29 protein-coding genes are annotated in these 25927 nt (G+C 38.4%); 13 read left to right on the top strand and 16 right to left on the bottom strand.

Annotation, left to right across the window (positions count from 1 at the left end):
* The first annotated feature begins 118 nt into the window (after nt 1-118).
* From HRT55_RS18965 to HRT55_RS18945, 5 genes are all read left to right on the top strand, one after another.
* Complete coding sequence (locus HRT55_RS18965; protein WP_291623754.1) at nt 119-895, top strand: tetratricopeptide repeat protein; 777 nt, start codon at nt 119-121, stop codon at nt 893-895.
* Between the two features lie 78 nt (nt 896-973).
* On the top strand, nt 974-1111 hold the full coding sequence (locus tag HRT55_RS18960) for a hypothetical protein (RefSeq protein ID WP_291623752.1): 138 nt from the start codon (nt 974-976) through the stop codon (nt 1109-1111).
* A 110-nt stretch (nt 1112-1221) separates the two neighbouring features.
* On the top strand, nt 1222-1908 hold the full coding sequence (locus tag HRT55_RS18955; protein ID WP_291623750.1) for a flagellin: 687 nt from the start codon (nt 1222-1224) through the stop codon (nt 1906-1908).
* Nucleotides 1909-2357: 449 nt separating this feature from the next.
* On the top strand, nt 2358-2597 hold the full coding sequence (locus tag HRT55_RS18950; RefSeq protein WP_291623748.1) for a YheU family protein: 240 nt from the start codon (nt 2358-2360) through the stop codon (nt 2595-2597).
* Between the two features lie 84 nt (nt 2598-2681).
* Complete coding sequence (locus HRT55_RS18945) at nt 2682-3443, top strand: ABC transporter substrate-binding protein (RefSeq protein WP_291623747.1); 762 nt, start codon at nt 2682-2684, stop codon at nt 3441-3443.
* A 123-nt stretch (nt 3444-3566) separates the two neighbouring features.
* Here the strand turns inward: HRT55_RS18945 and HRT55_RS18940 are convergent, their stop codons facing one another.
* The 4 genes from HRT55_RS18940 to nudE all read right to left on the bottom strand — a co-directional run bounded on the left by HRT55_RS18940 (nt 3567) and on the right by nudE (nt 6298).
* Nucleotides 3567-4382 (bottom strand): DUF1338 domain-containing protein, encoded by an 816-nt coding sequence (locus tag HRT55_RS18940; protein WP_291623744.1) that lies wholly within the window; start codon nt 4380-4382, stop codon nt 3567-3569.
* 224 nt (nt 4383-4606) lie between these two features.
* Nucleotides 4607-4786 carry a hypothetical protein gene (locus HRT55_RS18935; RefSeq protein WP_291623742.1) on the bottom strand — a complete coding sequence of 60 codons (180 nt, stop codon included), beginning with the start codon at nt 4784-4786 and terminating at the stop codon, nt 4607-4609.
* Nucleotides 4787-4867: 81 nt separating this feature from the next.
* Nucleotides 4868-5689 carry a 3'(2'),5'-bisphosphate nucleotidase CysQ gene (cysQ, locus tag HRT55_RS18930; protein WP_291623740.1) on the bottom strand — a complete coding sequence of 274 codons (822 nt, stop codon included), beginning with the start codon at nt 5687-5689 and terminating at the stop codon, nt 4868-4870.
* Nucleotides 5690-5746: 57 nt separating this feature from the next.
* Entirely contained in the window at nt 5747-6298 is a 552-nt protein-coding gene (gene nudE, locus HRT55_RS18925) for an ADP compounds hydrolase NudE (RefSeq protein WP_291623738.1), read from the bottom strand.
* A 125-nt stretch (nt 6299-6423) separates the two neighbouring features.
* Between nudE and yrfG the strand changes: the two genes are divergently transcribed.
* Nucleotides 6424-7104, top strand: coding sequence for a GMP/IMP nucleotidase (gene yrfG, locus HRT55_RS18920; RefSeq protein WP_291623736.1), 681 nt, complete (start codon nt 6424-6426; stop codon nt 7102-7104).
* Between the two features lie 250 nt (nt 7105-7354).
* A complete protein-coding gene (locus HRT55_RS18915) occupies nt 7355-7714 on the top strand; it encodes a hypothetical protein (RefSeq protein WP_291623735.1) in 360 nt (119 codons plus the stop codon).
* A gap of 94 nt (nt 7715-7808) precedes the next feature.
* Here the strand turns inward: HRT55_RS18915 and HRT55_RS18910 are convergent, their stop codons facing one another.
* From HRT55_RS18910 to HRT55_RS18900, 3 genes are all read right to left on the bottom strand, one after another.
* Nucleotides 7809-8783, bottom strand: coding sequence for a phospholipase A (locus tag HRT55_RS18910; protein ID WP_291623733.1), 975 nt, complete (start codon nt 8781-8783; stop codon nt 7809-7811).
* 319 nt (nt 8784-9102) lie between these two features.
* Complete coding sequence (locus tag HRT55_RS18905; RefSeq protein WP_291623731.1) at nt 9103-10719, bottom strand: DUF1254 domain-containing protein; 1617 nt, start codon at nt 10717-10719, stop codon at nt 9103-9105.
* Nucleotides 10720-10917: 198 nt separating this feature from the next.
* Complete coding sequence (locus tag HRT55_RS18900; RefSeq protein WP_291623728.1) at nt 10918-11526, bottom strand: DUF4136 domain-containing protein; 609 nt, start codon at nt 11524-11526, stop codon at nt 10918-10920.
* Nucleotides 11527-11689: 163 nt separating this feature from the next.
* Here HRT55_RS18900 and HRT55_RS18895 point away from each other — a divergent pair, with 163 nt between their 5' ends.
* Together HRT55_RS18895 and HRT55_RS18890 are read left to right on the top strand one after the other, a co-directional pair.
* Entirely contained in the window at nt 11690-12619 is a 930-nt protein-coding gene (locus HRT55_RS18895; RefSeq protein WP_291623726.1) for a LysR family transcriptional regulator, read from the top strand.
* Nucleotides 12620-12723: 104 nt separating this feature from the next.
* Nucleotides 12724-13923 (top strand): BamA/TamA family outer membrane protein, encoded by a 1200-nt coding sequence (locus HRT55_RS18890; protein WP_291623724.1) that lies wholly within the window; start codon nt 12724-12726, stop codon nt 13921-13923.
* A 311-nt stretch (nt 13924-14234) separates the two neighbouring features.
* Here the strand turns inward: HRT55_RS18890 and rplI are convergent, their stop codons facing one another.
* From rplI to HRT55_RS18860, 6 genes are all read right to left on the bottom strand, one after another.
* Nucleotides 14235-14687, bottom strand: a complete 453-nt coding sequence (gene rplI / locus HRT55_RS18885; RefSeq protein WP_291610765.1) for a 50S ribosomal protein L9 — start codon at nt 14685-14687, stop codon at nt 14235-14237.
* Nucleotides 14688-14704: 17 nt separating this feature from the next.
* Entirely contained in the window at nt 14705-14932 is a 228-nt protein-coding gene (rpsR, locus tag HRT55_RS18880; protein WP_019029522.1) for a 30S ribosomal protein S18, read from the bottom strand.
* 53 nt (nt 14933-14985) lie between these two features.
* Nucleotides 14986-15297 (bottom strand): primosomal replication protein N, encoded by a 312-nt coding sequence (priB, locus tag HRT55_RS18875; RefSeq protein WP_291623722.1) that lies wholly within the window; start codon nt 15295-15297, stop codon nt 14986-14988.
* A gap of 10 nt (nt 15298-15307) precedes the next feature.
* Nucleotides 15308-15748 carry a 30S ribosomal protein S6 gene (gene rpsF, locus HRT55_RS18870; RefSeq protein ID WP_291623720.1) on the bottom strand — a complete coding sequence of 147 codons (441 nt, stop codon included), beginning with the start codon at nt 15746-15748 and terminating at the stop codon, nt 15308-15310.
* Between the two features lie 170 nt (nt 15749-15918).
* Nucleotides 15919-17286: a hypothetical protein gene (locus HRT55_RS18865; protein ID WP_291623718.1), complete on the bottom strand. Its 1368-nt coding sequence runs from the start codon at nt 17284-17286 to the stop codon at nt 15919-15921.
* Between the two features lie 160 nt (nt 17287-17446).
* Nucleotides 17447-18523 (bottom strand): acyltransferase family protein, encoded by a 1077-nt coding sequence (locus HRT55_RS18860; protein ID WP_291623717.1) that lies wholly within the window; start codon nt 18521-18523, stop codon nt 17447-17449.
* A 248-nt stretch (nt 18524-18771) separates the two neighbouring features.
* Here HRT55_RS18860 and HRT55_RS18855 point away from each other — a divergent pair, with 248 nt between their 5' ends.
* The 4 genes from HRT55_RS18855 to HRT55_RS18840 all read left to right on the top strand — a co-directional run bounded on the left by HRT55_RS18855 (nt 18772) and on the right by HRT55_RS18840 (nt 22858).
* Nucleotides 18772-19212, top strand: coding sequence for a transcriptional repressor (locus HRT55_RS18855; protein ID WP_291610752.1), 441 nt, complete (start codon nt 18772-18774; stop codon nt 19210-19212).
* Between the two features lie 162 nt (nt 19213-19374).
* On the top strand, nt 19375-21744 hold the full coding sequence (locus HRT55_RS18850; RefSeq protein WP_291623715.1) for a M1 family metallopeptidase: 2370 nt from the start codon (nt 19375-19377) through the stop codon (nt 21742-21744).
* The gene (locus tag HRT55_RS18845; RefSeq protein ID WP_291623712.1) at nt 21744-22268 is read left to right on the top strand and encodes a DUF6702 family protein; all 525 of its coding nucleotides are present in this window, start codon (nt 21744-21746) and stop codon (nt 22266-22268) included. The genes HRT55_RS18850 and HRT55_RS18845 overlap by 1 nt, the downstream gene beginning before the upstream one ends.
* Before the next feature lie 125 nt (nt 22269-22393).
* Nucleotides 22394-22858, top strand: a complete 465-nt coding sequence (locus tag HRT55_RS18840; protein ID WP_291610745.1) for a chemotaxis protein CheX — start codon at nt 22394-22396, stop codon at nt 22856-22858.
* A gap of 288 nt (nt 22859-23146) precedes the next feature.
* Here HRT55_RS18840 and HRT55_RS18835 read toward each other — a convergent pair whose 3' ends face one another.
* From HRT55_RS18835 to mpl, 3 genes are all read right to left on the bottom strand, one after another.
* The gene (locus HRT55_RS18835) at nt 23147-23794 is read right to left on the bottom strand and encodes a flavin prenyltransferase UbiX (RefSeq protein ID WP_291623710.1); all 648 of its coding nucleotides are present in this window, start codon (nt 23792-23794) and stop codon (nt 23147-23149) included.
* Between the two features lie 44 nt (nt 23795-23838).
* Complete coding sequence (gene def, locus HRT55_RS18830) at nt 23839-24339, bottom strand: peptide deformylase (RefSeq protein WP_291623708.1); 501 nt, start codon at nt 24337-24339, stop codon at nt 23839-23841.
* 107 nt (nt 24340-24446) lie between these two features.
* The gene (mpl, locus tag HRT55_RS18825) at nt 24447-25847 is read right to left on the bottom strand and encodes a UDP-N-acetylmuramate:L-alanyl-gamma-D-glutamyl-meso-diaminopimelate ligase (protein WP_291623706.1); all 1401 of its coding nucleotides are present in this window, start codon (nt 25845-25847) and stop codon (nt 24447-24449) included.
* Between the last annotated feature and the right edge of the window lie 80 nt (nt 25848-25927).

The raw sequence follows: 25927 nt of genomic DNA, 5'->3' as shown, positions 1-25927 counted from the left end.
AAAAAATAAATTATAACAATAGCTGAAAAAAGTTACCGCTTGAAACAGTTCTTTAATGTAACTCACATAAGTTCTAAGCTACACTTATTTATAGCAATTAAGCCGACCAAGGAAAATTATGCTCACCAAAGCCAGTGCAATTCTCAAAACACACTTTAGCGTAAAAAAAATACTACCAACTATGTTCTTACTCGCTAGTTTCTCTGCATTTAGTCAGGGTAATGATCTTGAGCAAGGTATTTATGAATTAAATCGTGGTGAATTTAAAGCGGCTATTGCCCAATTTCGCCCGTTAGTTATCGAAGGCTATGCTCCAGCCCAGTATCAAATGGCCTTGGTTTATCAAAACGGCTATTCTGTGCCGAAAGATGGTATGAAAGCAGTCGAGTTACTCCAACTTGCAGCCGGACAAAATTATCCAGATGCGCAATTTGAGTTGGCTTTACTTTACTCCGAAGGAAAGTTCGTTAAACAAGACATAAAAAAAGCTTTTGAATTAACCCATAAAGCGGCTAAAAAAGGTTTAGCGAGCGCACAATTTAACTTAGCCGTTATGTATTCCGACGGCGCGGGAGTAAAACAAGATGATTTTAAAGCGTCTCGTTGGTATAAAAATGCCGCCAACCAAAACTATGCCCTTGCTCAATATAATTTGGCCTTACTTTATAGTGAAGGCAAAGGCGTAGAAAAGAGCACTGAAATGTCTTTTGTCTGGAATACTATTGCCTCATGGAATGGTTATCCAAACGCAGAAAAAAGTCGATTAATGGATGAACGAGATTTACCCTATAAAAAAATAGAACTTAGTATAGATAAAGCGAATAAACTCTATAACAATATTCTAGAGCAACAAAAACTCAAAGCAAAAATGGCAGAAAAACAGCGTTTCTATTGATCTAAATCAGCATAGGCAGTGGGCGACTAAATTACACTAGGTACATCAAGAATTACTTAGTAAATTATGGAGCCCTATATGAACTTATTATCAATGTTAGCTAACGATCCTGTCGTGATGTTCTCTTTTGGCGGCTTAGCCATTATGTTAGCTATATGCGGCTTCTATGTTTATTACTTTCTTACACATATTCAAGAAGATTGTAAAAAGCACTAACCTAATTACTTATATATCAACTAGACTCTCCTGCTTATTACAGGCTAAATAACTCTCTCTTGCTATACTAATTAATAGTAAGGTCAAATTTAGCCTATTGAGGTCTAGTTATGTTGTCGGTAAATCAATCATCCGCTACTTTAAGCTTTATTGATAAACTCAATCAGCAAAGAGAACAGCAAGCTGAAAAACTCGTCTCTGGAAAACGCATTAATAAAGCCGCCGATGATGCTGCTGGCTTGCAAATTGCTAATCGACTCACCAGTCAAATTAATCAAAACCAACAACTGAGCTTTAACGCACAAGACCAAGCTAATATTAATAATGTTGAGGCTGGCGCTTTATCTGCGATTAATGATGGCTTATTGCGTGCGCAAGAGTTATCGATACAATCAGGCAACCCGCTTTATGCTGGTGATGCTATTCAAGGTGAGTTAGACCAAATCACCGAACAAATAAACACCCTAGCTAGTGATGTATTAGGGCAAGACAACTTTATCAGTAGTCTCGATGCTAGCGATCCGGCGACGACACAAACCATTATTCAAGACACCTCACAACAAGTAAATGAAAGTGCCAGTACTTTAGGTGCCCAAAATAATGCTTTGGTCAGCCAAGTAGCTACCTACCAAACCAGTATTATCAATGTCAGTGCTTCGCGTTCTCGTATTGAAGACACAGATTTTGCTGCCGCTACCAGTGAACAAGAACAGAACGCAGTGCTTTTACAAAGTGCCATAATCACTAAAAAAAATGAAGAAGAGCGTAAAGGCATCCTTTTCAATAAATTAGTCTAACGACAGAACGTCAATCTGCGATACCTTAATTACGAGGCCTTAAGAAAAGTGTTTCACGTTCTGGTATTTTATAGCCAAATTTTTCCGCCGCAACAAATGAACAAGAAAAGAATGCAGTACTTTTACCAAGCGCCGTCATCACTAATAAATATGAAGAAGAGCGTAAAGGCATCCTCTTTAATAAATTAGTCTAACTACAGAACGTCAATCTGCGATATCTTACTTACGATACATCAAGAATAGTACGCCCCTATCTAGTATTGAAGACACCAATTTTTCCGCCGCAACGAATGAACAAGAAAAGAATACAGCACTTTTACCAAGTGTGATTATTACTAAGAAAAATGAAGAAGAGCGTAAAGGCATCCTCTTTAATAAATTAGTGTAGAGCAATAGTGCAATTGAGCGGTACAATAGCAGTTCATTATTTAAAGCTCTGAAACTCCTTTATGATTATCCCCTTAGAACAACTATCAAATGACACCTTAGCCGCGATTATTGAAGACTTCATTTTACGTGAAGGAACTGAGTATGGTTCTGAGGATATTAGTAAGCAAGCCAAGATTACCCAAGTAAAAAAACAACTTGAGCAAGGTAGTGCGCTATTGGTTTATTCAGAGCTCCATGAAAGTGTCAATATATTACCCAGTGATCAATTCAAAGCAGGCATGGAAGAAGAGCAAAGCTAATTAAATTTCAAATGAACAAGCAATAACACTCGCTCGTCTATACTAAGTAAAAGCCTTAGTAAGCTTAGAGGAAGGGTAAACTTGATGATGATGATATTAAAAATAGTTAAGCTTGTTATCCTTTTTTTTGCTTTCTTCTCAACATTCGTTTTATCTGACAGTAAAACTAAGTTAATCATTGGCTACGGTGACCACGATGCTGCTCCCTACGCCATTGAAAGAGCAGAACAACTCTATGACGGTATCATAAGAGATATAATTACTGAGATTTCTGATGAATTAGATATTAGTGTCTCCTATATCAAAACCCCACGAAAACGCATCGAGCGCTATTTAGAAAATAATACTATTCATCTCGTTTTAATCTCTAATCCGGCTTGGCTTAGCAATAGTGAAAAGCTCCAATGGAGTGACACACTTTTTATTGAAAAAGATAAAATCGTCATCCGTGCTGATAACCCTAAGACATATCAACAGATATCCGACTTTAGGGGCATGATTATTGGCACCATTCGCGGCTATAAATACCCGACTTTACAGCCGTTTTTTGATGAAAAACATTTTACTCGCTACGATGTTAGTAACTTGTATGTAAATTTAATTCGTTTAGATCTCAACCGAATTGACGCCCTTGTTGATGCTGATATTTTGATAAACTATCAATTAAAACACGTCAAAAATGCTGAGGTATTTAAAGTACTAGCGCTGACCGTTAGTCAGCACAAAGTTCAAGCCGCCTTATCTCCAAACGCCCCTATTACTATTATTCAATTTAACCAAGCCTTGAAAAAATTAAAAGACCAAGGGGTTATTGCCGCTATTTTAAGGAAGTATCAAATTGAATAATAATGGCAATGACTAATCAATAGACTAATAAGTATTGCGAATAACAGTTACTAATAATAACTAAAAAGCCAGTGGCATAGCACTGGCTTAATAATTTTACAGTTTGATTCCTGCGGTTAATAATTAACTAAAAGCGAACTCAACTTTAGCGTTAGTACTGTCGAAAATTTTATCTGCTGATGCGGCGACAAAACCCGTATATAACTCGCCATTGGCAAGTGGGTAACGTTTAGCAAATTCATAGAAACAACTTGGGATTTCCATGGTTTTATCGGAAAATTCTACCGGAGCTTTATCAGCAAGTGTTGATGATTGCTCTAACATCACTGCTTTATCACCCTTAATTTCACCACCATTAGTATTAAGTGCGTAACCTGCCTCTTTAAGCGTAGCATTAACTACTTCAATATCTTGGTAGTTAGCTAAGTGGTTAATGCTGACAGTAAAGTGATTTGCACGGTAACCCCATGCAGCTAACCAGGCAGCATATTCACTGACGCTTAACAATGTCTCATAGTCTTTTGAGCTAATTTCCCAAAGACGCCCCGAGTAAAGAAAATCGGCACGGTCACTAACATCTTCTGGTAACTGTGCTATTAAACCGGCAATGATCTCTTGCACTTCAGTAGAGAACTCTTCCACACGTAATTCACTAATAAACACTTTAGGCATAGTACTATCAGGATGTTCAAAATGTTTTGCATCCAATTTTTTTGACGAAAAATCATATTGACCACATTCTGTGTAACCAATAGCCAAAAGACCTTTAGCTAGTTGTACCAAGTTTATTTTAGGGTCATTAAAGGTACGGTAAGCCACATGATCATTGATTACATCATTGCCATTCCCTATTAATTGGTGAATTTTTTTTGCTGACGGAGTCACGCTGAGATATTGTTGCCAGATCTCATTAAAAAGTGCGGTTACTTGCGCTGCCATGGTTTTTCCTCTTACTAATTGAGTAGTTTTTAATTAAATAACATTAATAGAATATTAAATAATGATAATTGAATATTTAGGGTGTAAAACTCGAGCGGTTAATTTTCCAAGTAAAAGTGTAGATACAAGTAAAATTAATCGCTGAAAAAGTAGCAGATAGCAAAATGGTCGGGAAAATAGCAAAGTGATATTTTGGCTGACAGCATAGGCTATCCACCAAAAAATTAGATTTGATCGATACTTTTAAAGAAGCAAGGACGACGTCCAGCTTGGTGGTGTGATATGTGTTTTTTTAATACGTTGGATAACATCGCTAAAACAAATGACCTAATGACGGTAATACCGGAAGTTTGCGCTAAGCTCACTTCAACTAATAGCGCTAATTTAGCATAAATCTTATGCAAAACGAACTACTTCGCTTTACTAAAGTACAGAATAAAAGGCCAAGTATTATTTGAAATCAATATACCTGGCATAGCTCGCTGTTATTCATATACTTTTCTATGGGCTTTAATAATATTTTGCCAAGGAAAGTCTCTAGCACCTAAACTAACAAAATCGGGGTTAAGTAAACTTTCGCGTTTATTGTAACTTAACGGATTAAACTCACTATCGATAATATCACCGCCGGCTTGCTCTAAAATACACTGACTAGCACCGGTATCCCACTCACCCGTAACGCCGATACGCAAATAACAGTCAGCTCCGCCTTCAGCGATAAGACAGTTTTTCAATGAACAACTGCCCAAAGCTACGTAGTCATAATCGTAATCATCATTTAAATATTGCCCCATCAATTGCAGTTGCTGACGACGGCTTATAGCAACTTTAATACGGCGGTTTTCTTGATACTCGGCCACACGAATCGCATAACTAGCCTGACAATTATCTTTAAAGGCTCCAAGGTTTTTTTGGCCATAATAAGTCAGGCAATGATCGGGGGCGTGAATAACGCCAAGGGTTGGCCAGCCATTTTCAACTAAAGCGATATTTACCGCGAAGTCGCCACTACCAATAATAAATTCACCGGTACCATCTATAGGGTCGAGTAACCAATAACGAGACCAATCTTTGCGTTCGCTGAACTGCACTGCTCCCACTTCTTCCGAAATAATAGGAATATCAGGTGTCAGTGTTTTAAGCTGATCCATGAGGATATCATTTGCTGCGATGTCGGCACTGGTAACCGGACTTTCATCGGCTTTCATTTCTGCGGTATAGTTTCCCTGACGATAATATTTCATTACTTCTACGCCAGCTTTTTTAGCACTTTCTAAAGCAATGTTTAGTAATTTATCTTGGTTCATCTTTACACCCCGTTCAACGTTGCTTTAGTACATGATTGATTTTCAGTTCATTGAAAGTTAATTTTCAAGAAAATCTCGTACCAACATTAATGCTGCAATACTGCGTGCTTCGGTAAAATCTGTTTGTTGTAATAGTTCTTTATAGTCTTTAATTGGCCAAGATACCACTTGTAAAGGCTCAGGCTCATCACCTTCAAGCTCTGCACTATAAAGCTGCGTAGCTAAAAAAATGGTCATTTTTGCATTAAAAAAAGCTGGTGCCATCATAAGTTCAGTCACTTGCTGTAACTGCTCACTACCATAACCAATTTCTTCTTGTAGCTCTCTATTGGCTGCCTGATGAGGAACTTCGCCTTCGTCAATAAGACCTTTAGGGAAACCTAATAAATAACTATGGGTGCCGGCACAATACTCTCTGACTAATAATAATGTCTCATCGTCAAGCATAGGTACTATCATCACCGCACCACGACCAGAGCCCATCATGCGCTCATATTGCCTTTCTTCACCATTGCTAAAAGTTAAGTCTACTTGCTCAATAGCAAATAAGGCACTTTTAGCCACTTGTCGACGATTAGTTATGATAGGTAGTTGATTGTTATCAGCCATATAGCTAGCTACTTAAGTTATTTTTGTTCATTAGATATCACTATAATGACACGATAAACAATACTTTTGGAATAGCAAAATGCTAATATTTATTGCACTACAATTTATTTTAAGGAATGGCCAATATGGCAAACATTAATTGGTCAGAAATTTCTACCGTGTTGATTGATATGGACGGTACTATTTTAGACTTACACTTTGATAACCATTTTTGGCTAGAGCATCTGCCATTACGTTACAGTGAAAAAATGTCGATCTCGCTAGAGGCAGCAAAAGCAAAATTAAAAGCTGATTACTTAGCCGTTGTTGGTACGATTGAATGGTATTGTCTCGATTACTGGTCTGAGCAAACCCAGATGCCAATTAAAGAGCTCAAACGCGAAATTCAACATTTAATACAATTGCGCAGTGACGCCAAAGATTTTTTATTAGCGCTAAGAGCCAGTGGTAAAGATATTGTTATGGTGACCAATGCTCATCCAGAAGCTCTGTCACTTAAAATTGAACGCACTCAATTAGATCAATACTTTGATACTTTATACTCTACCCATGAATTTGGCGTCAGCAAAGAGTCACAGTTATTATGGCAACGCCTGCAAGACAAACATGGCTTTGATTGTGATAGCACACTATTTATTGATGACAGTATCGAAATACTCAAGTCTGCTCAGCAGTACGGCATTAAGCACTTACTGGCCATTGCCAACCCTGACAGTAAGAAAGCAGCGACTGTTATTACTGATTTCCCCGCCATTACTAACTACGAGCCGTTAACTGCACAGCTGAATAGCAACACAGCTGATTAACTTATTACTTTTAACGAACTAACAAAGAAAACCACCTCGCTATTAATCCTACAGACCAATAAGCACTAGCGTTATGTGCTAAACACATAATACTAGTGCAACTAAGTCATTGTACTTAGTTAACTCATTTCCCTATTGTAGTTAGCACAAGCCAGACAAGAAGTGCTGGCGAGACAACAAAGATGCACTTTATTTTGCAGCCAAAGTAAAAAACAGTCATCTGCAAACATGGAAATAGTGAGGGTCACCAATGAAAAAATTCATATTAATGTTATTACTAGTAAGCAACGCTACCTTAGCAACTGAGTCACTAACTAAAACAGAAAAAGGTGAAGTTGAATTATTATTAGCTGAAGCGGCCAGCAAGTTAATTTATCTGGAAAGAGATTGTGATCAACCCATAGATAAAAACAAGTTCAAAGAGCTTGCTCGATTAAAAGCTTTTAGTGAAGGCTATATGACAGTTGAAGGTATAAGTTGGGACAGAGTCGAGCGTAAAGCTCATCAAGGTTATGGCGCACTAAAAATTGAAGCGCCAATGGGTCAGTTTTGCCAGCAATACCAAAGTGATATTAAAGGTAACTACCGTTTCTTAAAAGAAACAAGTTAAATAGCACCAAGACTAAAAAGGCGGTTACTCAATGAGTAACCGCCTTTTTCTATAAACTGTCACGTATCTCATGACGAGACACAATTGAGTAATATTAAAATATTTCAGTTAATGCAATGCCAATACCAAACGTTTGCTGTGAATGGTTATAGTCAATTAAACTTTCGCCATAGCCGTTAGTATATTGAAAGTAACCTTTTAACTTACCTGAAAGTGGGAAGGTGATACCTAATTCCATGCCACCTTTATGCTCTTTAAAGTTTCGGCGACCTACAAATGAAAACTCAAGGCTTTGCCATTTATAGAGCAAAGTCAGATCAAAATGCCCCATATAATCTGAAATATCAACATTATCATTAGCTGATTCATCAGGTGTTGTTTCTTTGCTGCCTTCAGGGATCTTCCACCATGGACGAAATGACACCGCATAATTATCTTTGGCAAAAGTGAAAATGTAATACAAGCGGTTCCAACTTCGCGATAACATTTGTGTACGGCCATTAGATTGATGTTCAAAACCAACAACCATATTTGTTTGCCCACCTAGTGGTTGCCAGTCTAATGGTGCGGTATAAAATAATTCAGGTTGATAATTTGTTTCTCTAAACGGACGGGATAACTCTTGGTTATAAAGCTGCCACCAAGATTGCAAAGTAAAAGAAAAATCAAGGCTATCGCCCTCAGTGAAAATAGCCTCTTGTGTTAATGGTACCTTTAAACTAAATTGAAATTTTGCTTCAAGGCTTTGAACCTCTTCACCCCATTGCCCTATTCCCTCATAGACTTCCCTATTCATATTATCTGAAACGCTAAAAGGTAAAAGATAAGTCATTTTATGAGGTGTGATTACGTAGGGATCAAATGAAGACTTTTTTTGCGAGGAAAGACGATCAAAATAAGCTGAGTTTTCTTTTTTCTCTGACTGCGCTGCTGGCTGTTTTTGTACTTGTTTTGTGGCAACACTAACATCCGTTTCATTAGTGTTATTTTCTTTATCATTCGCATGACTCAACAAGCTAAATGATAATAGACATAAAGGTAATATTTTAACGAGGGATAAGTTATTCATATAAAAGTTTAACTACAAGCTATACAAGTACGTAAGGTTAAGAACAACTTTAAACAACTGCGCAACTTAAAGCATTCTATTTATTAACTATATAATAAATATTTTGTTACTAGCAAACATCATTACCTAGCTTACAGTTTTTGACCTTACAATCACCGCCCTTTTATTCAATGAAAAACATCTATGCGAAGTGGAGAGTAAACTTAGGTGAGGTAGTAAATTGAGCTATTAACCTCACTTAACGCTCAAACAAGTCACTTGAAATGGTAATGAGTAACCCTTATTAACGAGTAATAAAGGTTACTTCAAATGGATCTAGCTAGTCAATTAGCTGAAAATCACTTGGCGCCCAAGTTTTATCAAACCAAGGTTGTAACGGTCCATATAAACGTAACATGGCAAACCAGGCTTTATTCGGTGTAGTTTCTGTCCAGTTAGCAACAGGTTTACCTTTAGGCGCTTTAGGACCAAAGTATAAAGTCACCGAGCCATCTTTGTTATACACCAAAGCATCACGCTTATTATTTTTGCTTGGGTACTTAGATCCTCCTGGCACTTGTAACTCTGAGCGTGTTTGTGGGTCATAAGCCACCATAGACCAAAAATCTTTTGCTGGTGCATTAGCAGGTAATGTCACTTGATAAGTTTTTTCACCGTATAAGATATCGCCTTTATTATCTGCCGTTGTCATCGCATAGTTTGAACCAATACCAGGGATTTGTAATGCCATTGCCGGTGTATTTACCGTGGCAATATAGAAGAATAATGTTCTAGCATCCATATTACGGCCACCAGCACCTCCATCTTTTAACCACTGATAGTCACGACCAATGAAACCGGTAAACCACTGCTTGCCGGCAAACAAATAAGCATTTTCATCTCGTGATTTAAAAGCAATACTACGAGCCGTTGCATTACCTACAGCGACTGCATCTTTTAAAATGGCCTTCATTCTAGCATCGGGATTAAAGGGCTTACCTTTTTGAATGCCAATAGCTGCTGCTTGTCCTCTAAGTTCCGGCTCCAAGAATGAAATAGGTTCTTTTTGTAATACATGCCATAACTCTTCATAGAACTCATAATCATTGGCATGGACGGTATTAAAGTACTTACCACTACCATTAACAAATTTCATTGTTTTCGGTTTTTTAGCATCTTTTAGTGGATAGATTTTTAAACCCGTGCGCCACATATTGGAGGCATGATCAGGCTTACCATCTTTTAAGAAGCCACGTAATATCAGCCAATTGGTATAACTGGTAGATTGCGCCACCCAAACTTTAGTTTCTATACCTGCAATCAGAGTAGTAATTCGAGTATCTTTCCCTCTGTGCTGCATGCCATTTAACGTTGGTTTTAGCTCACCTTTATAATCCGGCGGTAAGATAATGTAAGTGCCACCTTTTTTAGCATCTGGACCCGGAGCACCCATATCAACAACAAAACGGAAGAAAGCATCATTTACTGTACCTGGACCAGCGCCAGCTGGAATTTCAACGACAGTCACGCCATCTTTTTCAAGATCTAACATGGCACATGCATAAACAGTATCGGTATTACCTGTTAAAAATAACGGGCTGGAGTCCATTAAATTATCAAAGACCAATACTTCATTGGAATTTTTAACCCCTAAGCTTTTCATGCCTAAGCGGATGCCCTCAATGGAGGTCGCCGGAATAAAGTTCAAAAATACATCAATACCGCGGATAAAATCTAAATGGTCATAGACTTTGGTTAGTGTTTCATCGGTTGGAATACCATCATAAAAGTTTAAATCACCAATACGGGTTTTCACCTTGTTTGGCGTCATTATTTGCTCAGGGATTTTATGGTTAAAACCCGGTGTTACTTCTTTGTCCACAGCCCACGAACTCTGCATACTGGTAAGTAAAATACTCACTGTGAGTGCAACAACTACTTTAGGAAAGTTTTTCATTGGTAAGTTCTCCATGCTCTAAAACCAATTAGCATGATGTACAAAATTTGAGTTATTAAACGCGACTAGTTAACAAATAACAAGTTAATTAACAACTTAGCTGATTCTGCACCACCTAGTTTTTAACTAGGTGAGTATTATCTTTTTGATGAAGTGGCTAATAGCCCCCCGGTTTCATTACTAAACTAATGCTTATGTTTATGATAATGACTGCATCATATCGCTGACCGCTTTATTCATTGCCTGCTGACGTTCTTCGGCAGTTTCATAGGACTTTAATGGCTTAGTTAACGTGCTACGATAAATACTTAGCTTGCTGTCATTATCAATAATATCCAGCACTAACGTACCCTCGACATAGTTACGAGTATTGATATGAGTAACTCCGCCGCCATAGCCGTAACCACAACGATAACAACTGCTGGCATAACCTCCGCTATAACTAGAGTTCACTTTGACTTTATCTTTAGTGACGACAAAATAACTCACCAATACATCTGCTTTCTCTGGACTAACTTCTTCAATATTGTGCTGCTGCATTGAAATATCTATCGCGGCATCAAAACGCGCTCGGTCTATATCACTAAACATTGGGTTTTTAAGCTGCTCATCACCAATAACGCTATAAGTCTCGATCTTGGAAAAGTCATATGAACTACTTTGATCTGTCTCTGGCACATAGTTACTTGAACATGCGCCAAGTAGTAATACCAGCGGTAGAGCTGAATACATAAGGTTAAATTTAACAAATTTTTTATCCGTGTTAGTTACTCTTTTACTTACATTGCTTAATATTAAATTTTTCATATTAATTCTCTCTCGTTACAAGGCTGACTTAGTGATAACAATGATAAAAGTATATTCCCGTCAACCTATGTCATCCAACGACTTATATTCATGACAAATATGCGCAAAACGCATATCCATGTATACTCAACTCATTATTAAAACAATTCACTGGCAGAAACAGATGGCTTTATTAGAACAAAAATTAGCAAGGGTCGATCTTAATTTATTGGTATCACTTAGCGTGTTATTAAAAGAAAAGAATGTCAGCAGAGCCGCTGAGCGTTTGTACTTATCGCAATCGGCCATGAGTAGAACCTTGCAGCGCTTACGAGATCTGTTTGAAGACCCACTTTTTCATCGCACATCAACCGGCATAGTACCAACAGAAAAAGCGCAAACCATAGAAGCTTTATTGCCAGACCTATTACAAAGACTTGAGTCTATTCTACAAGGTGATGACTTCTCGCCACAAAGTTGTGATAAACACTTTTCTATTTCTCTGCCTTCTTTAGCCAGCCATACACTTTTCTTACCTTTAGTGCAGAGTATTAATAATGAAGCGCCTACGGTTCAACTGTCTGAGTACTCAGCAAATATAAGCTCAAACAAATCACTCGAATCAGGCTTGCTAGACTTCGTCATTCATATTGAAAAGCCCAATGATGCTGCTTTCATTGCCACCTCATTAGGAAATATATCTTTAGCGGTTTTTGCAAGAAAGAGTCATCCGTTAGCCATACAGCAGCAAGTGGCATTAGCCGATTGTTTTACTTACCGATTTCTTGATCTAAATGTGCGAGAAGATTCCGGTATCACCTTGACTAACCCCATTGATAGTATCTTGCTCAAACAAGGTTTTAAGCGCGATATCCAATTAAAAACTAGCCAGATCAGCATTCTAGTGGAAGTACTCAAGTCATCAGACACCTTACTTATCGCGCCGAGCTTTTTTGCTAATTCTTCACCTTATAAAGATCAGTTGGTCAGTGTTTATCAGTTTGAACAAACACCAAGCAATATGGTTGAATTGTTCTTACTGCAACATCAGCGCACCTTAAATAGTGCGGCGCATCAATGGTTAAAAGATAAGATTTTACAGTGCCGTTTGTAATTCCCCCCTTGCTAATCATTAATTTCTAGGGGAAAATTACTACATATGAACACATATTCAAACAATTTAACTGGGTTTTCCTCAAACATTCTCAAAGAGTAACCATGGCCCTATTAAAAAAAATCGTCGCACCTGTTTTTATCTCGCTTTTCTCGACCAGTATCTTGGCAGCTTCGGGACTATTTACCGATAAGCTAGATGGCCAGTTAGATGCTTCACGTTACCTGTCAGAAAATGCTTACGGCTTTCTACCTGTGCCAATTATTATCACCGATCCAGCTGTAGAAGGTGGCTTAGGCATGATGGGCTTATTTTTTCACGAAACCGAAGAAGAAAAGTCTGCCCGATTAGCTGCCATGCAAGATGAAAATAATGATCAAGCCGCACACAGCTTAATGCCGCCGAGTGTTTCTGTAGCTTTTGGCGCCTATACCGGCAATGACTCTTATTTTGTTGGTGGTGGCCACATGGGTTTTTTCAATCAAGGCAGTATTCGTTATATGGGCGGTGGTGGTTATGGTGATGTTAATATCGATTTTTACGGTTTTGGTGATATAAGCCTTAACAAACCACTGGGAATAAAAACCAAAGCTACCGCTATAATGCAAACACTAAAGTTCAAGCTTGCTGACAGCAACTTTTACTTAGGCCCAACACACCGATATATTGATGCGCAAATTTCACCAACGAATATCAACGACTTAATTGGTAGCTTTCCGCCCGAATGGCAAGAAGCATTAACGAATTTATTGACTAGAAACATCACTACCTCAGGCGCAGGGTTTTCCTTAGAATATGACTCAAGAGACAACATTTTTTCGCCAACTAACGGCTTAAAATATCAACTCAATTACCTCTGGTTTGATGAAACTATTGGCTCTGATGTTGATTATCACTTAACAGAGTTATCGGCTTTACATTACTTTCAGCTGTCTAAACATTGGCGTACTGCCTTTAGAGTAGAAGCAAATTACGCTAACAGTGACAGCCTTTTACCCCCTTACGCAACACCAAGTATTAGTATGCGCGGTATTCCCGCCGCCCGCTATCAAGGACAGTCTGTTGCCATGTCTGAGCTGGAATTAATCTATAAAATCAATTTACGCTGGGAAGTAAATGCATTTGCCGGTGTGGGTAAAGCCACCAATGAATTTTCAGAGTTTTCAGAGAGCCCTAGCAGAGTCAGTAAAGGCGTTGGTTTTAGATACCTAGTTGCACGTCGTTATGGCTTTAATATGGGAGTAGATATCGCTAAGGGACCTGAGGATACGGTTTTTTACATTCAAGCAGGCTCTGCCTGGTAAATTACTCTCTAGCAGCTATTTTTACTTATTATCTGCGTTAAATTCACTTGCAATAGCTCGCTATTGACGCGTAAATTTGCCTTGAAATAAGCAAAACTATCAAGCTAGACAATAGTTACCTAAATAAAGTGTTATAGATAAAATACTGAGTTAATCACTTTTCACTTATCTTACTACTACAAAAGATGAGTAATTCTATTTAGACGAATTTTTTACGTTAGAAACACATAAAAAAACACCGCAATCTCAAAGAGAGTGCGGTGTTTTTATTAATAACTTAATAGCCATAGCTTAACGCTATGACAAAGTTATTATGCTTCAGCGATAACAACAACTTTGATGCTAGTATCAACATCAGTGTGTAAGTGAATAACGATTTCGAATTCACCTGTTTCGCGGATAGCACCTAATGGTAAACGTACTTCAGCTTTAGCAACTTCAACGCCAGCTTCAGTGATCGCATCAGCGATATCACGAGTACCAATAGAACCGAATAATTTACCTTCGTCACCAGATTTTGATGCGATAGTAACTTCAGCTAACTCAACAATTTTTGCTGCACGAGCTTCAGCTGCTGCTAATACTTCAGCTAATTTAGCTTCAATGTCAGCACGACGAGCTTCAAAGTGCTCAACGTTAGCTTCAGATGCAAATACTGCTTTACCTTGTGGTAATAAGTAGTTACGTGCATAACCTGATTTAACAGATACCTTGTCACCAAGGCCGCCTAATTTGGCGATTTTATCAAGAAGAATTACTTCCATTTTAAATCCCTATTAGCTTACTTATGTAAGTCAGTATATGGTAATAATGACAAGTAACGAGCGCGTTTAATAGCACGAGTTAGTTGACGTTGATATTTAGCAGCAGTACCAGTGATACGGCTAGGAACAATTTTACCACTTTCAGTGATATAGTTTTTTAAAGTAGCAACATCTTTATAATCAATAGAAGTTGCGCCTTCCGCTGTGAAGCGACAAAACTTACGGCGTCTAAAAAAACGAGACATGGAGTTCTCCAATATGGTTTTATTTAAATAACGATTCCGTTAGTAAATAAAGCCTAATTAATCATTTCAATTTGCTGGGCATGTAACACTAAAAGCGGGTTTCCGTTTCTAGATTCGTGGCGGTTGATAAAACCACTCACTTTTACATTTTTTCCAGCAACTAATTCACGTGTTAAGTGTGATAATTCACCTGTAGCAACAACTTGTATTCTGACAAATGCTTGTCGATTCATGCCGGCTTCATTTTGTATAGACTTATGGTCTATTGAAAACTGACTATGAGCAATACCAGCTGGGCTAGTTGACTGTTTTGGTGTTCTTACTACCTCACCAACCAACACTAGGCAATTCTCTTGCGAGAGCATCACAAATTACTTATTCGCTAGCAGCTTCTTCAGACTTCTCTTCTGTAGAGACTTCTTTAGCTTCAACTGGCGCAGTAGTAACTTCTTTCTTAACTTCGCGACGGTCATCACGACGATCGTCACGACGGTCATCTTTAGCAGCAGCCATAGGCGATGCTTCAGTTACCGCGTCTTTAGTACGCATGATCATGTTACGAATAACAACTTCGTTATAACGGAAAGCTGATTCTAACTCATCAATAACTGACTGTGGCGCTTCAATGTTCATAAGAACATAGTGTGCTTTGTGTAGTTTATTGATTGGGTATGCTAATTGGCGACGGCCCCAGTCTTCAAGACGGTGGATTTTGCCTTCAGCAGCATTAATCAAGTCTGTGTAGCGCTGGATCATACCAGACACTTGTTCACTCTGATCAGGGTGAACCATAAATACGATTTCGTAATGACGCATTACGAGCTCCTTACGGTTGTAGCCTCATAGTCTGGCTCAGCCAACACCAGTTGAGGCAAGGAACAAAAAGTTCAGGCTGAATTAAGGAGGCGTATTGTAGGGAAAACAAGCAATAAAAGCAAGTAATAGATAAGTACTAATAGCAACAGCTTAAATTTACCTTTGCTTAGCTAAAGTTGCTGCTGGCCTATGGGTTCGATATTGACAATTACTGAGCGATTCAAGGTGATTTTAAAACGTTGCAATGATTCTTCGCCCTTATAAACATGACGTAATATAAGGTTGATTTGATAACGCCGTTCGACCCCTTGACTAGATATTTTCTGTCCATCTAAGCTATACAGTCGACCTGCGCCTTTTTTCAAGAAGCGGACAAAAGGCGTTAAGTTAAAAAAGGTTTGTTGCTGAATTTCATCGTAACCCGGTAAAAACTCTTTCGCCATAACCTTATTATCACAGCGAAAATGCAATAATTGTGCATCTTGTTTGTTTTGCTGTCTGCGCTGCTGAAACAGCGCATTCACTGACTTAGGCAAATCTTTACTGCTGATATATTCTAGCCACAGAATTTGACTTAAAACCCGCTTTTTGGTGACGCTATGGGTAAATAGATTTTGCCATTTAGGTCGGCCTTTTTGAATTTTACGCCATATTAGACTGGTTAAGTCCTCTTTAAAGGTTTCTCGTAAACCATAAATAAGGCCAAGAAAGGCTACTAACGCCACTGTCACTTCGGTAAAATTCGAGCGAGCATTTAATACCAACACCATAACAAAAGCCATGATAATTGCGGTTACCACACCACGCACTAATCGCTTTAAGTTAAGGTTCAAATAACGGGTTTGCCGTTTAAAGACCACGCCATACTCTATTAACCGTTGTAATAAACGCATTTTATTGGTGATACGGTTAGCGTCGTCTAGGGTAACTTGAGAGTTATATTTATTATCAACGCGATAGCTATTTTCACCTTTACATAAACTCAACAGCAACTCACGTTCAGGGGTAAATTCAGAACTCTTTGGCCCTAACGTTAATAACTTTAAAAATGATTGCTCTATATGCCAGCTTAAATAGTTGTCGGCATTTTCAAAAAAAGAGATAAGTTTGTTATCGGAGGGAGTATAACGTCGTAATTTTTTGGTCAAGGATTGCGTTTGCTCTGCCAACTCAACCGCCGCAGGATAAAATTCTTCCGCTGTTTTTAGCTTTAATGTTTGTTTGATATCGGCATCCAGTGCCTTTTTTACTTGGTAAGAATATAAATTAAGGTTTAGCCGGTAATCGCTTTGCTCACCTTTATTTTGGCTAATAAAACGGCTTCTGACTAACGGCAGGTGTAATTTATCCGCATAATAAGCACTGTGATTTTTAATGTTGGAGTAAAAAAACTCCTCTTCATTGAGGGTACTAGGATTGATGCCCATTTCAACCGGAAGTGAGAAGTAGAGATCGATACGCTGATAATCTTGCGGCAATAGCTGATGACTGACTTTGAATGACAAGTTTTCATCTTGGCTGAGTTTAGCTTTATTCACTCGTAGAAAAGACTCCTTATTTTTACTTTACTTAGCTAATAAAAAATAATTAACAATCATTCTTTATTAGTTAAGCATAACAAAAACAAGGCTTTTTGATAGTCTTTTAAACCGTTAACTTAAGAAGTTCACGTTGAAATTAACGGCTAAGATAATGTTACTAAATTTTGATGAATATTTTGCGTTGATAGAGCTTTAATGACACATACCAGAAAAATACCACATGTGAAAAAGCAAAAATAAATGATGCTAATTTCGCTGGTAATACCGAACTAAGCTGCTGATATAGCCAAGCATACATTGAGACATCACCAATATTAATGTTTAAGTACACAGTCACTACTAAAAATGACAGTACATAAACAAACAATGGGTTAGTACCATAAACCAGTAAGGGCTCGGCGATTTTCACTAGCTTCATAACATCAATTAACCAAATAAAGGCGGCCAGTAACAGACAAGAAAAGCCTGTGGTATAAATAACATAAGATGGTGTCCATAAAGATTTATTAATGGGCAGTACTAAACTCCATAACGCACCTAAACCAATCGCTAAACCGCCAATCAGGGTTAACTTTATAACACTACTTTTTTTATCTTTAATACTGGTTAAATAACGCGTTAGTTCAAAACCAAGTAACATATTAACAATGGCAGGAATGGTACTTAATAACCCTTCCGGCTCAAACGCTACACCACGCATGGTATACATATGATTAGCGCCCAGTACGGCGATATCAAGCTGACGAATAATATTACCATCAAGAGTTAAAGCACCGTCACCAATACTCAAGAGTAATGCCCAGTAAGCCAATAACATAACCGCTGATACTATAAATACTCCACTGCGATTTAGTATTAGTACTAAACAAGCCGCTACAGCGTAAGCTATACCGATGCGCTGTAAAACACCCATAATGCGCCAATCATCAATATTGGTGGTAAATGGAATGACGTTTAACATAAAGCCAATAAAAAACATGATAAAACCACGTTTAATAATACGTTTAAATTGCTCGGGGCTGGCAGCAAAGTTACTCTTTTTGAAAGAGAAGAACATCGCAGAACCAATGATGAATAAGAAAAATGGGAAGACTAAATCCGTTGGTGTAGCGCCATGCCACTCTGCATGTAATAAGGGTGTATAAACATGCGACCAGGTTCCCGGCGTATTCACTAAAATCATTAAAGCTATGGTAATGCCTCTAAAAGCATCAAGCGCGAGATAACGGGTCATGTTAATTTCCTAGCAGGTTAACCATCAAAAAGTGTCAAAAGACAGCGCTGTCTTTTAGCGAATAAGCCTCATTGTAATTGAAGGCTATTTAAATGGCGAATGGTTTTTAACAACCTAATAAAGCTTACCCTAACAAGCCATACTAACCATCTGATTGACCTAAGCTAAAAATATTTACGTCCTGATAAAGAGCTATGCTACACTGGAAAACTAATCAACTCTTAGACAAAAAATATCCGAATAGCACCATGACGGCAGAATCTTTATTACATCAAGCACAACTCGTTTGCCAAAAAAAAGGCGCTCGCTTTACTAAAGTAAGAGAACAAGTTTTTTTACTATTGGCTAATCATCAAGGGGCTGTTGGCGCCTACGATTTATTAGCTGAACTAAAAGAATTAGATGCTGCGGCTAAACCAGCCACCATTTATCGTGCTTTAGATTTTTTATCTAAACAGGGCTTTGTTCATAAAATAGAGTCCATTAATGCCTTTATCATGTGTCACCATTTCGGTGAATGTAATCACCCGGTGCAACTATTAATTTGCGACCAATGTGGCCATGTTGAAGAAATACAATCTAATAACTTTGATTTAGCTTTGCGCACTATGGCCGATGCCAATGGTTTCACCATCAGTCATCAAATCGTTGAAGCACATGGCAGCTGTAAAAACTGTACTCAAGTCTGATCTTCATTACCCTCTATCCATTTATCCTAATTAATTAGCTTTTTATCGCAAATGACTCTTTGTCAGTAACAAGGTGTTGCTGATTGTGATATAAAAGCCAGATCAGTATTAAATATTGTATACACTCTATAAAAACGTGTGCTAAATCTACACTGGAAAATTATGAAATATTCAACGTCTACTGCCTTAATAGGCCTAGTACTGGCATTTTCTGGCCTACTGTCAGCAAATAGCCAAGCAAGTAAAGCTCCCTTCGATGATAAGTTCCGCCAATTAGAGGAGGTATTACCTACCCCTAATATTTACCGTACCGCTTCTGGTGCACCAGGCCATAAATATTGGCAGCAGCAAGTAGATTACGACATTGCCATTGCCCTAGATGACAAAACCCAGCGTTTAACGGGCGCGCAAACCATGGATTATCAGAATAACTCTCCTGATACCTTGCGCTACTTATGGTTACAGCTAGACCAAAATCGCATGAAACGTGATTCTGCTAACAAAATGACCAGTACTGCTCCTAGTAAAAAGAAAGTTAGCTTTAAAGGCTTTCGTTCTCTGGTAGAAGCTCCTGAGTTCGATGGCGGTTATGAAATAACCAAAGTAAGTGCAAGTAATGGTAAGCCACTACATTATATTATCAATGGCACTATGATGCGCATTGATCTGCCTAAACCATTAAGATCAGGTAAAAGCGTCGAAATAAATATTAACTGGCACTACCAATTACATGAACAAAAAGTACTGGGTGGTCGTTCAGGTTATGAGTACTTTAAAGAAGATGATAACTACCTTTATGAAATTGCCAGCTGGTTCCCAAGAGCCGCGGCTTATTACGATGCGATAGGCTGGCAAAATAAACAATTTTTAGGCAGTGGCGAATTCACTTTAGAGTTTGGTGACTACGATGTAAAAATTACTGTACCTGCCGACCATGTTGTTGCGGCTACGGGTGTTTTACAAAATGAAAGTAAAGTATTAACAAGCACTCAACGCAAACGTTTAAAACAAGCTAAAACAGCGAACAAGCCAGTGTTGATCATTACGCCAGCAGAAGCGTTAGCAAATGAAAAATCACGTAGTAGCAAAACAAAAACGTGGCACTTTAAAGCCAAAAACATTCGTGATTTTGCTTTTGCTTCTAGCCGAAAGTTCATCTGGGATGCCCAAGGTTACCAACAAGGTAATAGTGACACTATGGCGATGTCATTTTACCCTAACGAAGGTAATCCTCTTTGGGAAAAGTATTCAACTGAAGCTATTATCCATACGATGGAGCAATACAATAAATATACCTTTGATTACCCATACCCAGTTTCTATTTCAGTAAACGGTCCTGTCGGTGGCATGGAATATCCAATGATCACTTTCAATGGTCCACGTCCTACGTTAGATAAAAAAACTGGTGAGAAAACCTATTCCCGTCGTACTAAATACGGCTTAATCGGCGTTATTATTCATGAAGTAGGTCATAACTACTTTCCAATGATTGTTAATTCTGATGAACGTCAATGGACTTGGATGGACGAGGGCTTGAATACCTTTTTACAATTCCTTGCTGAGCAAGCTTGGGAAGAAGGCTACCCATCTCGCCGTGGTCATGCGGCCAAAATTACTAGCTATATGAAAAGTAATAATCAAGTACCAATTATGACTAACTCAGAGTCTATTTTACAGTTTGGTAATAACGCTTACGGTAAACCGGCAACGGCATTAAACATTTTACGTGAAACCATTATGGGCCGTGAGTTATTTGATTTTGCTTTTAAAGAATATGCGCAGCGCTGGAAGTTCAAGCGACCTACGCCAGCAGACTTTTTCCGTACTATGGAAGATGCTTCAGCTGTTGATTTAGATTGGTTCTGGCGCGGCTGGTTCTACACCACAGATCACGTTGACTTATCTATTGATAATGTCTATTTGTATCGTCCAAACAGTCAAAATCCTGATATCGAAGAAGCTTGGGAGCGCGCTCTAGATAACGAACAACCAGAATTCATCAGTGATTTACGCAATAAAAGGCAATGGGTGCGTACACAAGACAAACCTGAGTTATTAGACTTTTACAATGAACATGACAAGTTTACTGCCACTAATGCCGATCGTAATAAATACAATAAAGCTCATAAAGCACTAGAACCTTGGCAACAAGAGCTATTAGTTAATGATAGTAAATTCTATGTTATCGACTTCTCGAATCACGGTGGTTTAGTGATGCCAATTTTACTTGATATTACTTATGCTGACAGCACAACTGAGCATATTTATATTCCAGCGGAAATCTGGCGTAGAAATACCAAAAAAGTATCTAAACTGCTAATTCGTGATAAAGAAATTACTGAAATTGCCTTAGATGCTAATTGGCAAACTGCTGACGTAAACATAAATAATAACTACTGGCCAGCACGCCCTATTCAATCTCGCTTTGACCTTTATAAAGCCAAGAAAAAAGATATGATGCGTGATTATAATAAGAAACTTAAAGATATCTCGAGTGAAGAAATCGACGACGAGAAAGAAGAAGGCCAATAATGTTTAAAGTGTTGAGCAAGTGCTTACTTGCTATCAGCTTTTATATGGGACTTGTAGCTTCGGCTACAGGTCACACCTATTTCTTTGGTGTGACTGACTTAAATGTTAATGCCAAAACTAAGCACCTGGAAATAGTCCATCAATTTACCACCCATGATATTGAAAATTCCATTGCTGAGCGGAAACAAATTCACTTTTCGGCAGAGCATAAAAGTTACGATTTATATATTCAGCAGTATTTTGAAGAGCAATTTTCACTAGAGAAAAATAGCATAAAAATTCCGTTAAATTGGCTGGGTTTTGAAATAATCTCAGGAAAAATAATAGCCTATCAAGAAAGTAAGCAACAAAGTTTTTTACCGCAAATAGTGGTAAAAAATGCAATACTCATCGATACTTACCCTAAGCAAGTGAATACAGTTAATTATCAAGGTAAAGATCTTCAAGGTGTTGCACTTTTTGGCAGCTTAACTTTCGATTATAGAATTAAAGAAGCAATAATCACTCCCCAAACAGATCACTAACAAAACCCCTAAGCGATTAACTGTATAAACTATAAAACTATTACGCTATTTGATTTACATTTGTAAAATAAGCATGCAAAATCAAATAAAGTACTTTGTCTAAACAGTTAAGATTCGGAATCTTCATGAATGTAGAGTTTATCAATCCATTTTTATCTTCAATGCTTAATGTCATGTCAACTATGGCTCAAATGGAATTAATACCAGAAAAACCACGACTCAAAAAAAATGAAGTCGCCATGGGTGATGTATCAGGTTTAATTGGTATGGTTAGCCCGCAAGCAAAAGGCTCTTTATCAATTACTTTTGAAGCAGGCTTAGCCTTAGCTACAATGAAAAATATGGTCGGTGAAGCACCGGATGAAGTAAACGAAGAGATTACTGATTTAGTAGGTGAAATTACTAATATGGTCACTGGCGGCGCTAAACGTCTGCTAAGTGAAAAAGGTATTGAGTTTGATATGGCCACACCTATAGTGGTTTCTGGTCCCAATCACACCATTCATCACAAAGCCAAAGGCCCTGTTATTCTTATTCCGTTGAAAAGTGAATTAGGTAGAGCCTATATTGAATTTAGTTTTGATGACTAAGCCTCACGCGAGTCTTCAATAAATAATCTAGCAATAATCTAGCAATATAAGTTGCTAACAAAAAAGCGACCAGCTGTTTCAGCCGGTCGCTTTTTTAATAGTAGTCTAGCAATTCAACCTTACTGGTATTATACCAATTTCATTAAATCATTGCTCACTTGTGCTGGTTAAAATACGCCATGTCTGCGTTGCTCTCAATCCCAATAGCCAGCTATTACTCAATCGAGCGCCTTGCCCTGATTTATTTTTCCTATGCACAACAAGATCACAAACTTAATGAAACTGGTCTTAGCTATAACCCCAACGTGGCATAATGTCTTGCGCAATACCAAGGTGATCTAATACTCTAGCCACCATAAAATCGATAAGATCTTCAATTGACTCTGCCTTATGATAGAAGCCTGGCGAAGCTGGCATAATGGTAACCCCCTGTTGAGACAGGCTGAGCATATTTTGTAAATGCAGGGTTGAGAATGGCGTTTCCCTGACCATCAAAATTAACTGACCACGTTCTTTTATCACCACGTCTGCAGCTCGCTCAATCAAGTTATCACTCATACCATGACAAATAGCCGCCATAGTTCCGGTCGAGCAAGGACAAACAACCATTTGTTTCGGTGCCGCTGAGCCCGAAGCAACAGGAGAGAACCATTGCTCTTTACCAAACACAGTAATTTGTTGTGCTTTCGCTTGATACTTTTCCGTTAAAAATTCACTAGCGGCGTCTGGTGAGCTAGGAATTTTTACACCTACTTCAGTATCGACAACAATTCGGCCGGCACTTGAGCACAGTATATATAATTGATAATTAGCAGCGACTAAACATTCAATTAAACGTAAGGCATAACCCGCACCTGAAGCACCAGTAATCGCTAGTGTTATTTTGCCGTTAAAGTCACTTTGCCCCGTTACAGCATTGCTTGATTTATTTGTCATTAATCATCCACTTTCTTGCTTATTTATTTAGTCATTCAATAAAGTTAGCTGTTTTTAATCATTTTTTTAACTTTCTTTAACGCCATTTGTTTTTTAAGTGGCGACAAGTAATCAATAAATAAAGTACCTTTTAAGTGATCTATTTCATGCTGCATAGCAATGGCAAGAAAATCATCACTGGTAATAGTAATTTCTTTGCCATGGCGGTCTAACGCCTCAACGGTAACTTTAGTAAAACGCTCTACGTCAGCGTAATAACCCGGTACAGATAAACATCCCTCTTGACCTTTAGCTTTTTCGTCACCGCTAACGATCTCTGGGTTTACTAAAACTAACGGCTCATCACGATTTTCTGAAATATCGATAACCACTACGGCCTCTCTGCGACCAACTTGTGTAGCAGCTAAACCAATACCGTCTTCAGTATCGTACATGGTAGCAAGTAAATCCTCGATTAAAACCTGGATTTTACTGACATCTGTTACAGGTGTTGCTGGCTTTAATAACTGCTCATTGGGGGCGGTAAGTATGGTTAAAACTGTCATTGTGCTTGGTTCTCTTTTTACGAATTTAATTAAACTACTATTATACGAAATGGTATTACTTAGATGCTAATACTTAAACGGCTTTTTTCTTTATACTGTTATGTAATTTATACGGTTATGTTAGCTAAACGGCCTAATAATTTGTCATGTATACCGGCAAAACTACCGTTACTCATGACAACAATAATATCGCCCGCTTGTGCTTGTAGCGCTATATTTTCAACTAACTTTTCAATATCATCTTCAACTTGGCAAGGTGCTTGGCACTGTTTGATCATTTCACTTACTGACCAAGTTACTTGCTCTCCCTGATAGATAAAGACCTGATCAGCATCAATAAGTGACTGAGGCAGAGCTTCTTTATGCACCCCTGACTTCATGGTATTAGATCTCGGCTCTAATACCGCTAAGATACGGCCAGGCTGAACTTGTTCGCCTATTTTAGCACGTACGCCGGCTAATGTTTTTGCTATGGCTGTGGGATGATGGGCAAAATCATCATAAACACTTATACCATTGACTGTGCCACGCAGCTCAAACCGGCGTTTAGTATTAATAAACTCCGCTAGGGCTTCAATAGCCACTGAGCTTGGTACGCCAGCATGACGGGCTGCGGCTATTGCCATGACACCGTTATCAATATTAAAATCGCCAATCAGATCCCATTTAACTGTGCCCTGTGTTTTACCGTCGAATTTAACGATAAACTCACTGCCTTGAGCCGTTAACTTTTCAACTTGCCAACCCGTTTCAAGCTGAGTGTCGTGCTGAGAAAACTCAGTTGCTGTCCAACAGCCCATGGCTAAAGTTTCACTAATGGCGGCTTCATTGGCCGGAGACAAAATCAAGCCATTACTGGGCACTGTGCGGATAAGATGATGAAATTGTTTTTGAATATCACTGAGATCATTAAAAATATCTCCATGATCAAACTCTAAATTATTGATCACTAAGGTACGCGGTCGGTAATGGACAAATTTAGAGCGCTTATCAAAAAAGGCACTATCGTATTCATCGGCTTCAATGACAAAAAAAGGTGCATCACCTAGGCGAGCAGAGCAAGAGAGATTTTGCGGTACTCCACCAATTAAAAAGCCTGGCGACATATGCGCATATTCTAAAATCCACGCCAGCATACTACTGGTAGTTGTTTTGCCATGTGTACCCGATACAGCGAGTACCCAACGGTCTTTTAAAACATTATCTAACAGCCATTCAGGTCCGGAAATATAAGGAATATTGCGATCTAACATATACTCCACCATGGCGTTACCGCGGGACATGGCATTACCAACAATAACCATATCGATATCATCAGTGAAATTTTCCACTTGATAACCAGACTTCAACTCAATACCAAGTTGCTCTAGCTGAGTGCTCATTGGCGGGTAAACGTTAGCATCAGAGCCACTGACTTTAAAACCAAGCTCTTTAGCTATAGCGGCAATGCCACCCATAAAAGTACCACAAATGCCTAATATATGAAGATGTTGAATTTTTTTGCTCATAGGTATAATAATCAAGGATAATGAAGCGCTATAATTGGCGATATCATACCTTAATTACTAAGCTTTAACTGTAAACAGGC

It is taken from the genome of Colwellia sp., assembly GCF_013214175.1.
Classification (GTDB): domain Bacteria; phylum Pseudomonadota; class Gammaproteobacteria; order Enterobacterales; family Alteromonadaceae; genus Colwellia.
Note: the sequence above shows the minus strand (reverse complement) of the source record. Positions and strands in the feature narration are given on the sequence as shown.